Source organism: Streptomyces sp. NBC_00670, from assembly GCF_036226765.1.
In the GTDB taxonomy this organism is placed as follows: Bacteria; Actinomycetota; Actinomycetes; order Streptomycetales; family Streptomycetaceae; genus Streptomyces.
Window position 1 is genome coordinate 5,711,922 of the sequence record NZ_CP109017.1, and the last position, 13,407, is coordinate 5,725,328.

12 protein-coding genes are annotated in these 13,407 nt (G+C 73.4%); all 12 read right to left on the bottom strand.

The window, feature by feature from the left end:
- Positions 1-7 precede the first annotated feature (7 nt).
- Genes OIE12_RS25375 through OIE12_RS25430 form a run of 12 tightly spaced genes read right to left on the bottom strand, consistent with a single transcriptional unit; the run spans position 8 to position 13,381 of the window.
- The gene (locus OIE12_RS25375) at positions 8-559 is read right to left on the bottom strand and encodes a dTDP-4-dehydrorhamnose 3,5-epimerase family protein (RefSeq protein ID WP_329139071.1); all 552 of its coding nucleotides are present in this window, start codon (positions 557-559) and stop codon (positions 8-10) included.
- Positions 556-1,788 carry a polysaccharide pyruvyl transferase family protein gene (locus tag OIE12_RS25380; RefSeq protein ID WP_329139073.1) on the bottom strand — a complete coding sequence of 411 codons (1,233 nt, stop codon included), beginning with the start codon at positions 1,786-1,788 and terminating at the stop codon, positions 556-558. The genes OIE12_RS25375 and OIE12_RS25380 overlap by 4 nt, the downstream gene beginning before the upstream one ends.
- Positions 1,785-2,750 carry a glycosyltransferase family 2 protein gene (locus OIE12_RS25385; RefSeq protein ID WP_329139075.1) on the bottom strand — a complete coding sequence of 322 codons (966 nt, stop codon included), beginning with the start codon at positions 2,748-2,750 and terminating at the stop codon, positions 1,785-1,787. Before OIE12_RS25385 ends, OIE12_RS25380 begins: the two co-directional genes overlap by 4 nt.
- A gap of 19 nt (positions 2,751-2,769) precedes the next feature.
- A complete protein-coding gene (locus tag OIE12_RS25390; protein WP_329139077.1) occupies positions 2,770-4,119 on the bottom strand; it encodes a hypothetical protein in 1,350 nt (449 codons plus the stop codon).
- 5 nt (positions 4,120-4,124) lie between these two features.
- Positions 4,125-5,423, bottom strand: a complete 1,299-nt coding sequence (locus tag OIE12_RS25395) for a DUF4910 domain-containing protein (protein WP_329139079.1) — start codon at positions 5,421-5,423, stop codon at positions 4,125-4,127.
- The gene (locus tag OIE12_RS25400; RefSeq protein WP_329139081.1) at positions 5,420-6,445 is read right to left on the bottom strand and encodes an NAD-dependent epimerase/dehydratase family protein; all 1,026 of its coding nucleotides are present in this window, start codon (positions 6,443-6,445) and stop codon (positions 5,420-5,422) included. The genes OIE12_RS25395 and OIE12_RS25400 overlap by 4 nt, the downstream gene beginning before the upstream one ends.
- Before the next feature lie 3 nt (positions 6,446-6,448).
- Positions 6,449-7,096, bottom strand: a complete 648-nt coding sequence (locus OIE12_RS25405; RefSeq protein ID WP_329139083.1) for a PIG-L deacetylase family protein — start codon at positions 7,094-7,096, stop codon at positions 6,449-6,451.
- Entirely contained in the window at positions 7,093-7,887 is a 795-nt protein-coding gene (locus tag OIE12_RS25410; RefSeq protein WP_329139085.1) for a glucose-1-phosphate cytidylyltransferase, read from the bottom strand. The genes OIE12_RS25405 and OIE12_RS25410 overlap by 4 nt, the downstream gene beginning before the upstream one ends.
- The gene (locus OIE12_RS25415; protein ID WP_329139087.1) at positions 7,884-9,119 is read right to left on the bottom strand and encodes a class I SAM-dependent methyltransferase; all 1,236 of its coding nucleotides are present in this window, start codon (positions 9,117-9,119) and stop codon (positions 7,884-7,886) included. Before OIE12_RS25415 ends, OIE12_RS25410 begins: the two co-directional genes overlap by 4 nt.
- Positions 9,116-10,486, bottom strand: coding sequence for a glycosyltransferase (locus OIE12_RS25420; RefSeq protein ID WP_329139089.1), 1,371 nt, complete (start codon positions 10,484-10,486; stop codon positions 9,116-9,118). Before OIE12_RS25420 ends, OIE12_RS25415 begins: the two co-directional genes overlap by 4 nt.
- A 2-nt stretch (positions 10,487-10,488) precedes the next feature.
- Positions 10,489-11,844 (bottom strand): O-antigen ligase domain-containing protein, encoded by a 1,356-nt coding sequence (locus OIE12_RS25425; protein WP_329139091.1) that lies wholly within the window; start codon positions 11,842-11,844, stop codon positions 10,489-10,491.
- Position 11,845: 1 nt separating this feature from the next.
- Positions 11,846-13,381: a right-handed parallel beta-helix repeat-containing protein gene (locus OIE12_RS25430; RefSeq protein WP_329139093.1), complete on the bottom strand. Its 1,536-nt coding sequence runs from the start codon at positions 13,379-13,381 to the stop codon at positions 11,846-11,848.
- Positions 13,382-13,407 lie beyond the last annotated feature (26 nt).

Below are 13,407 nucleotides of genomic sequence, written 5' to 3' on the forward strand. Positions count from 1 at the left end.
CGCGGCCTCACTTCTCCAGCTGCTTGCGTACCTCGGCCAGGCTCGGCGCCTCCCGGTCCCGCGCGGACACCGACGTGACCGGCAGCGGCCAGGGGATGGCGAGTTCGGGGTCGTCGAAGCGGATCGTCACGTCCTCGGACGGGTCGTGCGGGCGGTCGATGCGGTACGACGTGTCGGCGGTGTCGGTCAGCGCCTGGAAGCCGTGCGCGCAGCCCGCCGGGATGTACACGGTGCGCTGCGTGTCGCCGGACAGGTCGAGGAACGCCCGGCCCAGGTACGTCGGCGAGTTGGGGCGCAGATCGACGACGACGTCGAAGACCCTCCCGTAGGAGCAGCGCACCAGCTTGGCCTCGCCGGCGCCCGCGCGCAGATGCATCCCGCGCACCACGCCCCCGGCCGAGCGGGACAGGCTGTCCTGGACGAAGGCGTCCGGGTCGAGCCCGACCGAGCGGACCACGTCGGCGTCGAAGGTGCGGCAGAAGAAGCCGCGTTCGTCGGCGTACGGGGTCGGTTCGAACAGGAACGCCCCGGCGATCGCCGGGACTTCGGTCGCCTTCACAAGGCCTCCTGCGGGGTTCGCGGATTCTCAGGTGTTCCAGGGGCTTCCGGGAACAGGGCGGCCGTCAACGTGGCCCACTGGCGCGCGAGTTGGCGAGCCACCGTGTCGTTCCGCTCGGCCAGGGTCCGCCGCAGCTCCGGCGCCCGCTTCTCCAGCTCGCGGAACTGCGCGAGCAGCCGGTCGGCGTCGACCTCGCGGGCCGGGTGGCAGTACGCGCCGAGGCCCATCCGGTCCATGAGCGCGTCGCTCTTCGCCGCATAGCCCAGGGCGAGCGTCGGCGTACCGGTCCGCAGCGCGCAGACCAGGTTGTGGTAGCGGGTCGCCACCACGGCGTCGGCCGCCGCCGTCTCCGCCATCAGCTCGGCGAGCGAGGCCGCCGGGGAGGCGGTGACCAGCGGCGAGTCCACCGCGTCGAGGATCGCGGCGACCACGGACGCGTCGCACGCGTCGCCGGTGAGCAGCCGCACCGGCCTGCCCTCCTCGGCCAGCGCCCGGACGAAGCGGGTCGTGCCGTCGAGGTAGCGCCGGTGGATCTCCTCGGCCCGGTCGCGGTCGTCGTCGCTCCCGTGGAAGTCCATGACGCCGACGCACACGTGGCCGGGGGGTGCCGAACGCGTCTTCGGCGCCGGCAGGGCGAAGGCGAGGTCCGGGCAGACCTCGTCGCCCGCCGTGTCCACGCCCATCGCCCGCATCGCCTCGCGGGACTGCTCGTCGCGGTACGAGCGGTACGCGGCCAGCCGCGCCGACCGGCGCACCAGGGCCCGGGTCGCCCGGCTGCCGATCGGGGCGGCGCCCACCCCGGCCAGCGCGACCCGCGTACCGAGCAGCCGGCCGCTCGCGCACAGCAGGAACAGCGCGTACGGGAACCCCCACGGCCGCAGCGGCAGCGTGGCCTCCAGCACGCCCATGCCCGGCACGATCACCACGTCGTGCCGGCGCACCCAGGCGGCCGTGCGGAAGGCGTCGACGACCTTGCCGAGCCCCTTCCCGGCGATCGCGCCCGCCCGGGACGCGGTCCGGTACTCCCCGCGGTACCAGTGCAGCCGCGTCGCCGGGATGCCGTACCGGGCGGTGACGGTCTCGGGCCCGCCGCACAGCGCGTCCACCACCGCCTCCGGGTGCGCGGTGCGCAGATACCCGAGGACGGCCTCCAGCGACCCGTCGTTGCCGAGGTTGCCGGAGCCGAGCAGCCCGAACACCCCGACGCGGACGGGGCGGACGGCCCTCACGCGTGCCCCTCCGCGCGCGGCACACGGCCCTCGCGCCCCGCGACCAGCGAGTCGACGGAGACCGCGAGCCGGTCCGGCACGTCGGGGGCGCGGTCCTCGACCCGTTCGCCCGCCCCCGGCCGCGCCCGGCTCGCCATCCATGCCGCCAGGTGGCGGTAGCAGGCGCGACGGTCGGCCGGGGACAGCGGTGCCCGCCGCACCGCCGAGACGAACCCCCACACGTACTCGGCGAGCAGCCGGGGCGTCGGGTGCAGCCAGCCCGCCCGGCGCGGGTCCAGGTTGACGCACCGGGACCGCTTGGAGGGGTTGGCCCGCTCCGCGCGCGTGGGGTGGTCGCGGCGGAAGTACAGCAGCTCGGGCACCTGGTGGAACGGCCCGTGCAGGGTGATCTCGGCGACGAACGTGCGGTCCGCGTGGTGGTAGCTGTCGTGCGGCTTCACCCGGCGCAGCACGTCGGCCCGCATGACGCCGTAGAAGTCGTCGCCGCCGGGCTCGAACAGCAGACTGCGGAAGCGTTCCGGTGCGTGCGGGGAGTCGGTGGCGAGCGTGTACGCGTACGGCACCTTCACGTGGCCGTCGCCGTCGATGACCGCCTGCCCGGAGTGGGCGAGGATCACCTCGGGGTGCTCGTCCAGCGCCTCGACGCAGGCCCGCAGCAGGTCACGGGCGTACAGATCGTCGTGCGAGGCCCATTTGAACAGTTCGCCCCGGCACTCGGTGAAGACGTGGTTGTGGTTCGGGGCGGCGCCGATGTTGCGGGGCAGCCGGAGGTACCGGATGCGGGAATCCTTCGCGGCGTACCGGCGGCAGATCTCCTCCGTGCCGTCGGTCGAGGCGTTGTCGGAGATCACCAGCTCGAAGTCCTCGTAGGTCTGGCCGAGCAGGGCGTCGAGCGACTCGGCCAGGTACTCCTCGCCGTTGTACACGGGCAGGCCGATGCTCAGCCTGGGTTGCGCGGTCATGGGGTCCTCACTTCAGGGCTCACGGCTGGCTCACTTCTGGATCGCTTCGGGAAGGGGACGGGTGGTGCCGCTCGCGCAGGGCGGACCGCAGTTGCAGCCACCACACGGCCGAGGCGAGGAGCGTCGCGGCGGCGACGCCCCACGCGGAGCCGACCGTGCCGCCCCAGGCCGCCCCGCCGAGCCCGCCGCCCACGTAGCAGACGGAGGCGAACAGCTGGCAGCGCAGACTGCGCCGGGCCGCGGCGAGCGCCCGCAGCCCGGCCGCCGCGCCGGTGCCCAGACCGGAGCCCGCGACACCCAGCGTGACCGGCACGATCAGCGCCGAGGCGGAGCTCCAGACGTCACCGAGGACGAGCTCGCCGGCCCGGTCCGGCATCAGCAGCAGCGCCCCGCCCCACAGCAGCGCGGCGACGGCCTGCCCGCCGCCGAGCAGCAGGCAGAACCTGCCGAGCCGGTGCGGGGCCCGCCGCAGTACCCGTGCCGCCTCCGCGACGGTGACCAGCGAGAGCCCCATCAGAATGGCCATGAACGGCCCCATCAGCAGCTCCGCGCCCCGGACCACGCCCACCGCGCCGACCCCGACGAGCACGCCGAGCCCGTACGCCCGCAGTTGGCTCGCGCCGCTGACGCCGACGTTCTCGACCAGGTACCGGTAGCCGAGGTCCCGGTGCGCGCGCAGCCAGGCGCGGATTCCGGTGAGCCGGGGCCGGATGCCGGATTGGAGGCAGCCGTACCCGGCGGCCACCGCGGCGGAGCCGCCCCAGGCGAGCACGAAGCCGCCCACACTGCCCACCCGGGCCGCCACCACCAGGGCGGGGATCAGCGCGACGCCCCACACGACGTCGTTGACGAACGCCTTGCGGCCGGTGCCCGCCGCGAAGAACGCGTACCGCCAGGCGTCCTGGAGCAGCAGCCCTGGCAGGACGACGCCCAGGCACGCGAACGCGGGCCCCACCCGGCCCCCGAGCCCGAGTCCGGCCGCCAGACACGCCACGCCGATGACGGTGCCGACGCCGAGCGCGGTCCCCGTCGACCGGGCCACCGCCCCGCGCCAGGATTCCTCCGGCACCCCGCTGAACCGCACCACGAGCGGGTCGGTGGCCACCCCGCGGGAGACGCTGAGCACCACGCCGTACGTCACCCAGGCCAGGCTGAACACGCCGAACGCCGTCGGCCCCAGCGAGCGGGCCACGTAGACGCCCACCGCGAAGTTGCTCAGGCTGGAGGCGGCCTGGTCGGCCAGGCCCCAGGAGAGCCGGCCGAGGACGGCCCGCCCGGTGGACCGCCGGGCGGACGGGGGAGCGGGTGCCCCCTCGGGCCCGGCCCGCCCCGCCGCCGGTGTCGTCGTGCGCTCCCCCTCCGTGGTCATCGGTGTCACGCCTTGAGCAGTCCGGCGCCGTGCAGGGCATCGGCCGCGTCGGCGACGGTGTCGAACGGCAGCCCGGCCCGCTCGGCGACGTCGAGCAGAGCGTGCGCGCCGTCGGCGAGGCTGAGCACCCAGAGCATGGCCATCTGCGCCTGCTCGGCGTCGCTCCGCCCGCCCAGCGAGCCGTACAACCCCCGCCGCCCGAGCTGCGGTTCGCCGTACGGACTGAGGTTGACGTACCGCCGGTTGCGGTCCAGGACGGCGAACGCCTCCCGGCACACGGCGAGGGTGTCGGCCATCGCCGCCGGGGAGACGAAGTCCAGGTCGTCCGCCGAGGTGTGGTACTCCGGATAGCCCGCGTACGGGGTCCGGGTGAGCGAGCCCACGCCGAGGTCGAAGCCGGGGGAGCAGTACTGCCGCTCGTCGTAGCCGTACGGGGTGAACTCGGTGATGCGGTGCGGGCGTTCGGAGGCGCGGAGCACATGCGTCAGCACCCGGTCGATCTCCGCGTCACCGCGCCGGCTCCGCTTGTACGTGAGCTGTCCCGGGTCGCCCGCGCAGGCCAGCACCAGTCCGTGCTTGACGCGGTCGACCCGTTCCCGGTTGCGGGCCAGCCAGGTGATCGCCCCGATGGTGCCGGGCGCGAAGATGAACCGGTAGGTGTAGTAGGGCTTCCGCTCCGCCAGCTCCCGGGCCAGGTAGGTCGCCACGGCGATGCCGGCCAGGTTGTCGTTGGCCAGCGACGGGTGGCAGACGTGGCAGGAGACGAGCACCTCGTCCGGCACCTGCCCGGGGACCACGTGCTCGGCGTAGGTGAGGTGGCCGTCGGCGAGGGTGGAGTCGACGCGTACCTCGTACTCGCCCTCCGGCAGCGCGTCCAGGGTGTCCTGGGCCAGGCAGAAACCCCACGTCGGCGTGTAGTAACTCGTGCGGTACGGCACCCAGGAGGGGTGGTCCGGCAGCGTGTGCAGATGGGCGCGCAGCTCCGACAGCGGCATCCGCGCCGCCACCGGCACGCTGTAGCCGAGCACGTGCAGGCTCGACTCCCGGAAGTCGACGACCCGCCGGCCGTCGGCGTCGGCGATGTACGCGTCCCGGATGTTCCACTCCTGCGGGACCGTCCAGTCCAGCACCTGCGTACCGGTCGGCACCTCGTGCACCTGGAGCGGAACGTACTCGCCGACGATGCGCAGGGTCTCGCGCACCCCGTCGCCGGTGATGCTCCGGCAGAGCGGGTACAGCCGCTCCACCAGGGCGTACATGTCGTCACCGACGGCCGTCACCGATTCCTCGCCCGGCGCGTTCATCGGCGCCACCGCAGGGTGTCGTCGACCGTGCCCGCCTCAAAGGCCCCGCGCAGCACCGCGAGGCGCGTGCAGCGGCGCTCGAAGTCCTCCCGGGTCAGCCCGAACTTCCGATACGCGTCGGTGAGTTCGAGGGCGCCCTGCTTCACCGTCCACTCGCAGTCGAAGCCCGGGACCGCGGCCCGGAACCGGGAGAAGTCCACCCGGTACGAGCGCGGATCGGCGCCGGTCTCGCCGGTGATGACCACCTTCGAGCCGGGCACCGCCGCGGCGACCTGGTCGGCGATCTCGGCGACGGTGACGTTGTTGACCTCGCTGCCGATGTTGAACGCCCGGTCGTGCACCGCCTCGCGCGGCGCGGTCAGCGCGGCCGTGAAGGCCCGTGCGATGTCGGCCGCGTGCACCAGCGGACGCCACGGCGTGCCGTCGGACATGACCAGCACCTCGCCGGACAGCAGCGCGTGGCCCACCAGGTTGTTCAGCACGATGTCCGCGCGCAGCCGGGGCGAGAACCCGAAGGCGGTGGCGTTGCGCATGTACACCGGGGTGAAGTCGTCGTCGGCGAGTGCGTGCAGGTCGTCCTCCACCCGCACCTTGGACTCCGCGTACGGCGTCACCGGGCGCAACGGGGCCTCTTCGCCCACGAGTTCGCCGCCGCCGGCGGCGCCGTAGACCGAGCACGTCGACGCGTACAGGAAGCGCCGCACCCCCGCCTCGCGGGCCAGCCGGGCGAGGCGGACGGAGGCGTGGTGGTTGATGTCGTAGGTGAGTTCGGGCGCCAGCGAGCCCAGCGGGTCGTTGGAGAGCGCGGCGAGGTGGATGACGGCGTCCACCCCGGCCACGTGCTCGGCCGTCACGTCCCGCAGGTCCACTCGGGTCCCCGGCGGGTCGGCCGGCATCGGCCCGAGGACGCAGTCGGCGAACAGGCCGGAGTCCAGGCCGACGACCTCGTGTCCGGCGGCGGTCAGCACCGGGGCCATCACGGTGCCCAGGTAGCCCTGGTGTCCGGTCAGCAGTACGCGCAAGGTTCAATCCCCCAGGTTCAGAGTGAGTTTGGTGACGTGGAACGCCTCGGCATAGCGGGCGTGGCATTCGATGCCGCGGATCCGGGCGAGGCCGAGGAAGGCCTCGCGGTCGTACCAGGGGCGGTGGCGCTGCGAGGGGTAGTGCTCCTGGAGCAGCCGCACCTTCTCCTCGGCGATGCCCGGCGACAGCGGCTGGTACGCCGTCGGGCGGCCGAGGTCGCCGTCCCACTTGACGATCTCGTAGCCGAGCAGGAGGTGGTCGCGGAACGCGCTGGGCATCAGCCGGGCCAGGCAGCGGTGGTCCTGGTGCGCGTCCTCGGTGCGCGGGGCGAGCACGAGGTCCGGCTCGGTCCGGCCGCGCAGCTCCTCGACGGCCGTCTTGGCCTCCTCCCAGTACGCGGGCACCCGCCCGTCCGGCAGCTTGAGCACGGTCAGCCGCAGCTCGGCGTCCGGGCAGAAGGCGGCGAGCGCGGCCCGCTCCTCCTGCTCCCGCTCACCGCCGCCGCCGGAGAGCACCAGCGCGTCGACGCGGAGGCCGGGGCGGGCGCGGCAGGCCGTCAGCAGGGTGCCGCCGGCGCCGATGGCGAGGTCGTCGCAGTGCGCGCCCACCGCGACGATCCGCTCCAGGGGCCCGCCCCCGAGCCGGATCACGCGCGCACCCCCGCGCCGTCCCGCTCCCACACGGCCCACGGACGGTCGCCGCGCGCGTAGGCGGCGTCGAGCGCGGCCCGCTCCTTCACGGTGTCGGTCGGCCGCCAGAAGCCCCGGTGCTGGTGCGCCACCAGCCGCCCCCGCTTGGCGAGTTGGGCGCAGCCGTCGGCGACGAGGTCCCCGTTCTCCGGGATGTGCTCGAAGATCTCCCGGCGGAGCACGAAGTAGCCGCCGTTCTCCCACAGCGGCAGCTCGCTCACCGGGGTGATGCCCCCCACCAGGCCCTCCTCGCCCAGCTCCACGCAGTGGAACGAGGACTGCGGCGGCACCACCATCATCGACGCCCCCGCGTCCCGCCGCGCGAACCGGTCGATCATCTCGGGCAGCGGGGCGTCGGTGAGCACGTCGGCGTAGTTGGCGAGGAACATCTCGTCGCCGTCCAGATGGTGCCGCACCCGGCGCAGCCGCTCCCCGATCGGCGACTCGATGCCGGTCCCCGCGAACGTGATCGTCCAGTCGGAGATGTCGGTGGACAGCAGCTCGGTCCGCCCACCGCGCAGCACGAAGTCGTTGGACGTCGTCTCCTCGTAGTTGAGGAAGAAGTCCTTGATGTGGTGGGCCCCGTACCCGAGGCACAGGATGAACTCGGTGTGCCCGTAGTGCGCGTAGTAGCGCATGACGTGCCAGATCAGCGGGCGCGGGCCGACCATCGCCATCGGCTTGGGCACGTCGTCCGCGGCGCCGCTGCGCATCCGCATCCCGTAACCGCCGCAGAACAGGACGACCTTCACGGTGCCACCTCGACAATGCTCAGTTCCGGTATGGGAAAGACCAGCCGGCCGCCCCACTCGCCCACGAAGGACAGCTGCTCGGTCAGTTCGGCGCGCAGGTTCCACGGCAGGACGAGGACGTAGTCCGGCTTGTCGGCGGCGATCCGCTCCGGCTCCAGGATCGGGATGCGGGCGCCGGGGGTGAACCTGCCGTGCTTGTACGGGTTGCGGTCCACGGTGTACGGCAGCAGGTCGGGCCGGATGCCGCAGTGGTTGAGCAGGGTGTTGCCCTTGCCCGGGGCGCCGTAGCCGACGACGCTCTCGCCGCGCTCGGCCGCGTCGATGAGGAACCGCAGCAGGTCCCGGCGCACCTTGGCCACCCGGGCGGAGAACTCGGTGTACCCGGACAGCTCCTGGAGCCCGGCGGCCTTCTCCCGGTCCAGGACGTCGGTCACCCGTCGCGTGGGCTCACCGGCCACCCCGTCCGGGCGGGCCCACAGCCGGATCGAACCGCCGTGCGTGGGCAGCAGCTCGACGTCCACCAGGGTGAGTCCGCCGCTCGCCAGCGCCCGGGCCGCCGAGGCGACCGTGTAGTACTGGAAGTGCTCGTGGTAGATCGTGTCGTACTGGTTCTCCTCGATCAGGGTCAGCAGGTGCTGCACCTCGATGGAGACCCAGCCGTCGTCCGCGACCAGCGCGCGCAGCCCCTGGGTGAAGCCGACCACGTCGGGGATGTGTGCGTACACGTTGTTGGCCACGACCAGGTCGGCCGGGCCGTGCTCCGCGCGGACGCCCGCGCCGGTGTCCGGGCTCAGGAACGCCGTGAGCGTGGGCACCCCCGCGTCCCGGGCCGCCGCGCCGACGTTCACCGAGGGCTCGATGCCAAGGCAGCGGATCCCGCGGTCCACCATGTGCTTGAGCAGATACCCGTCGTTGCTCGCGACCTCGACCACGAACGCGTCCGTGCCGAGCCCCAGCCGTTCGACGGCACCGGTGACGAAGGTGCGCGCGTGCTCCACCCAGGACGTCGAGTACGAGGAGAAGTACGCGTACTGCGTGAACGTCTCCTCCGGGGTGATCAGCGGCGGGATCTGCGCCAGCCAGCAGTCGGTGCACACCCGCAGGTGCAGCGGGAACGCCGGTTCCGGCAGGTCGAGTTGGTCCGCGGCGAGGAAGCTCTCGCACGGCGGGGTCGCTCCCAGGTCGACGACGCTCTGAAGCGCCGCCGAGCCGCAGAGTCGGCATCGTGTCATCTACTGCCCCCATTTCGCCCACGCGGGCGCCCCCGCCGCGAGCCAGTGATTGCGTTCCCCTCGGGCGGCGGGATCTCGCCGCCGTTCCGCACGGGGTGCGGGCTCTGCCCGCCGTCCCGTACGGGGTGCGGGCTCTGCCCGCCGTTCCCCTCCGGTGACGTGCTCTCCCCGCCGCCGGACCACTCCGCGAGTGCGGCGCGGTACCCCTCCACCAGGCGTTCCAGGCCGACGGCCGGACTGAAGTCCCGCTCGTAGCGGGCCCGGGCCGCCCGGCCCAGCTCCCGGTTGCGGTCACCGTCGGCCGCGATCCGGCGCAGGCACTCCGCCAGGGAGGCGGCGTCGCCCGGCCGGTGCAGCAGCCCGGTCACCCCGTCCTCGACCAGCTCGGTGAAGGCACCGTGACCGGCGGCGACGGCCGGGACCCCGGCCGCCATCGCCTCCACGGCGACCAGGCCGAACGCCTCCAGCCAGGTCGAGGGCGCCACCACGGCCACCGCCCGCGCGAGCGCGTCCCGGCACGCGTCCGGGCCGTACAGACCGGCGTACCGCACGTCGTCGCGGCCCGCCGCCCACGCGGCCACCTCCCGCTCCAGCGGCCCCGATCCGGCGATCACCAGCGGCACGCCCGCACCGCCGGACGCGGCCAGCTCGTCCCACGCGGCCATGAGGAGCCGTACGCCCTTGGGCTCCGCGAGCCGGCCCAGGTAGAGCAGATGCTCGCCGGGGCCCGTGCGGCGGGCGTCCGGGCCCGGGTCCGGGACGAAGTTGTGCTTCACCGCGAGCCGTTCGGCCGGCATCCCGGCCTTCACCAGCACCTCGCGCTGCGCCGCCGAGATGCAGAAGAACCGCTCCACGCCGGTCCACCAGCGCCGCCGGTTGACCGCGAGGCCCACCGCGAGCGGCACCGTCGCCGCCCGCGAGTCGCGGTAGCAGCCGTGCTTGACGGCGGGCAGCGGGGAGGAGCCGACGCACTCCGTGCACGGCCGGCCGTCCCGCTGCAGCGTGCCCGGCGGGCAGACCTGCGTGTAGTTGTGCAGCGTGGCGACGGCCGGCACACGTGCGTCGGCGCACGCCGCCAGCACGGCGGGGGACAGCAGCGGGAAGACGTTGTGCACGTGCACCACGTCGGGCCGCTCGGCCCGCAGCCGCGCGGCCAGCTCCCTGCGCACCGCCGGGTTCCACGGCACGAGCAGCGGCACGGCGGCCTTGCCGAGCGGGGAGCGGGCGGCGATGTCGTCGCTGCGCCGCTCGAACAGTTCGACCCGGTGGCCGCCCGCGCGCAGCAGCTCCACCTCCTGGTCGACGGCCTTGTTCTCGCCGCTGGGCTGCGCCGAGCGGTAGCGGTTGTGCACCACGAGGACACGCATGGTCAGGGAACCTCCGGTTTCCGGGCCCAGCGCGGGACGCGTCGGCGCGGGGGTTCGGGCGGCGCGGGGAGCACGAGCGGCGCCGGTTCCGGGGCCGGCGCCGCCAGCAGCGAGGCGGCCACCGTCAGATGCAGCAGATACGGCGAGGCGTCGCCGAGCCCCGCCTCCGTGTACGACGCGAGCGCGCAGTAGCTGATCAGGAAGAGCGCGCAGGCCCGCGACAGCGACGGCGGCCGCAGCAGCGCGACCGCGCCCAGTACGACGAGGGCCGCCGCCACCAACGAGACGCCCAGCAGCCCCTGTTCGTGGTAGACGGCCAGCCAGCTGTTGTCGATCGGCAGCCCGTCGAACGACTTGTCGCCCAGGCCGACCCCGAACACCTGCTCGGTGACGGTCCGGGGCGCCGCCAGCAGCGCATGCCAGACCTTGGCCCGGCCGGTGAGACTGGAGAAGTTCTCCTCGCTCTGCCCGCGCAGGAACCACGCCTGCAACGCCGAGCCGAACCCCACCGCCGCCACGGCCGCGCACACCACCGTCCAGGTGAAGAACCGGCGGGCGGCAGCGCTGGTCAGGAAGAGCGAGCCGATCGCCACAAGGAGCCCGACGAGCAGACCGAGCGTGGCCGTCCGGGTGTGCGTCAGCGCCAGCAGCACCAGCGACGGCACGATGATCACCGCCGCGCTCGTCCGGTCCGTCCGCCGGCCCAGCAGGAGCAGCACCGTCAGCCCGATGATCACCGCCGCGTACTGGCCGATCTGCGGCGGCGTGAGCGGCCACAGCGCGCCGACCAGCCGTCCGCCGTACAGGTCGGGCAGCGCCGCACCCGGGGAGATGACGGCACCGGCGGCGACCGACCCGAGCACCGCGAAGTACATCCGGATGTGGTGCCGTACGAACGTGTGGCCGCCGTCCCACCAGCGGCTGAGCAGCCACAGCGTGCCGAGGAACAGCGCGAGGCGGGCGCACCGGAACAGCGCCCCGAACCCGGACCCCAGATCGGCGCTGGAGATCACGCTCGGCACCAGCAGCAGCGTGAGCAGGAGCAGGAACGCGCCGCCCCGGACCCGCAGCCGGGGGTTCACGGCGAGGGCCAGCGCGAACGCGGCGACCAGCGCCCCCATCGTGACCATCTGGATGAGCGAACGGGGCAGCGGCACGATGGTCTTCGCCCCGGCGGAGCCGAGGGTGTTGAGGACCAGCAGTCCCCAGACGACGGCGACCGTCCGGGGCGTGCGGTCGGGGCGCGGCCCGGCGCCGGGCTGAACCGGTCCGGCGTCGGGCGGTGACTGAACCGGCCCGGCGTCGGCCGGAGGCTGAACCGGACCCGGCACGCCCTCGCCCCGCAGAGGTGTACTCATCTCAGCCCCCCGCCCGTGCGTCGAGCGTGCTGCCCGTGTCCTGCCGGTACGGCGTGGCCCGCCACTCCTCGAAGTCGAGCACCCGGCTCGGATCGTGGGCGACGAACTTCCACGGCCCGACGTAGACGTTGTCGTGCCATCGGTTGTGCTGCTTGCCGGTGATCGCCTCCGCCACCCGCTCGCCCTTGTACGGCGACCAGTCCGGATACGTGCCGTAGTTGGCCAGCACCGCCATCCGGTCGCACTTCACCGTGCAGTCGACGACGGACTTGTCCAGCACGAACCGGTTGGCGTGGATGTCCACCCGCTGGGTCTTCCAGCGGCAGTCCGCGTAGAGCGGCGCGCCGGCGATGGCCGGCTGCGCGCAGCGCTTCTTCCGCTTCACCAGCAGCGTGCAGTCGCCGGAGGAGGTGTTGGCCGGGCTGTTGCAGAACCGGTCGGCGTTCTCCCACAGGGTGATCCCGGACCAGTTGTTCTCCAGTACGTTCCGGTAGATCTCGATCTCGTCCGTACGGGCGGGGACGCGCGGCTCGCCGCCGGACTCGGAGAGGTAGACGGTGGCGAAGGGGAAGTTGTCGCCGCGGTCGGCGTACTTGCGGCCCTCCACCCAGTTGTTGCGCCGGATCGTGTTGTTCCGGACGACCGCGTTGTAGCTGGTCTCGTAGATCAGCGCGGCACCGTCGTTGGCCTCCAGGACGTTGTCCTCGATGCGGAAGTCGTTGTTGTTGGTGTCCGCCCACAGCCCGGCCCCGCGGTTGTCGTGCACCCAGTTGCCGCTGATGTCGGCGCCGTCGACGGCCCAGAACTTGACGCCCCCGGTGCAGCCGCAGCCCGGCTTCCGCTTCTCCCAGTCGTCGGTGTTGTTGCCCGTGATCTCGTTGCCCTCGACCACCAGGTCGCGGAGCGGACCGTTGCCCTTGTACGCGTTCATGCCGTACTGCCCGTTGTCGCGCAGACAGCTGTCCCGCACCTCCTGGCGGGCCCCGGCCATCAGCCCGGCACCCGAGTTGCGCTGGATCGTCGCGTGCTCGATCACCCAGCCGTCGGCCGAGTCGTGGTTGACCACGCCCTCGTCCGGCGGCGCGACGAACCCCTGCACGGTCAGATGGCGGATGGTGACGTCGGGGGCGGAGCCGCCGAACGCGTACTGGTTGGTCTTCCGCCCGTCGAGCACCGCGCCCGGGGCGCCGAGGTAGCGGTCGCCCTTCTTGGGCACGACCTGGGAGAAGCGGTCGTGGTCGAGGCGGTGCCTGCCCGGCCGGAGCCAGAACGTGGTGTGCGGCGGGCTGCTCTTCGTCTTGGCGGCGAGGTCGCCGACGACCGAGGGGTCGACCGTCACCGCGCCCTTGGGTGCCTTCGCCGGTCCCGCCGCCGACTCCTCGCACACCCGGGCCACGTGCCGGGTCACGGACGCGGAGGGCGCGGCGGTCGGCTCCGCCTTCGGGGCGTCCGGCGAGGCGGTGACACAGCCGGACACCAGCAGCACCGGCGCCAGCGGTGCGACCGGCAGTGCCCAGCGCCGCCAGTTGATTCCCACGCGTCCTCCTCCCCCTTCTCTCTGCA

Bases quoted from the DNA above. Each gene is read 5' to 3' on its own strand.
- OIE12_RS25385 (WP_329139075.1), bottom strand. From the start codon at position 2,750: ATGACCGCGCAACCCAGGCTGAGCATCGGCCTGCCCGTGTACAACGGC.
- OIE12_RS25390 (WP_329139077.1), bottom strand. From the start codon at position 4,119: ATGACCACGGAGGGGGAGCGCACGACGACACCGGCGGCGGGGCGGGCC.
- OIE12_RS25395 (WP_329139079.1), bottom strand. From the start codon at position 5,423: ATGAACGCGCCGGGCGAGGAATCGGTGACGGCCGTCGGTGACGACATG.
- OIE12_RS25415 (WP_329139087.1), bottom strand. From the start codon at position 9,119: ATGACACGATGCCGACTCTGCGGCTCGGCGGCGCTTCAGAGCGTCGTC.
- OIE12_RS25420 (WP_329139089.1), bottom strand. From the start codon at position 10,486: ATGCGTGTCCTCGTGGTGCACAACCGCTACCGCTCGGCGCAGCCCAGC.
- OIE12_RS25425 (WP_329139091.1), bottom strand. From the start codon at position 11,844: ATGAGTACACCTCTGCGGGGCGAGGGCGTGCCGGGTCCGGTTCAGCCT.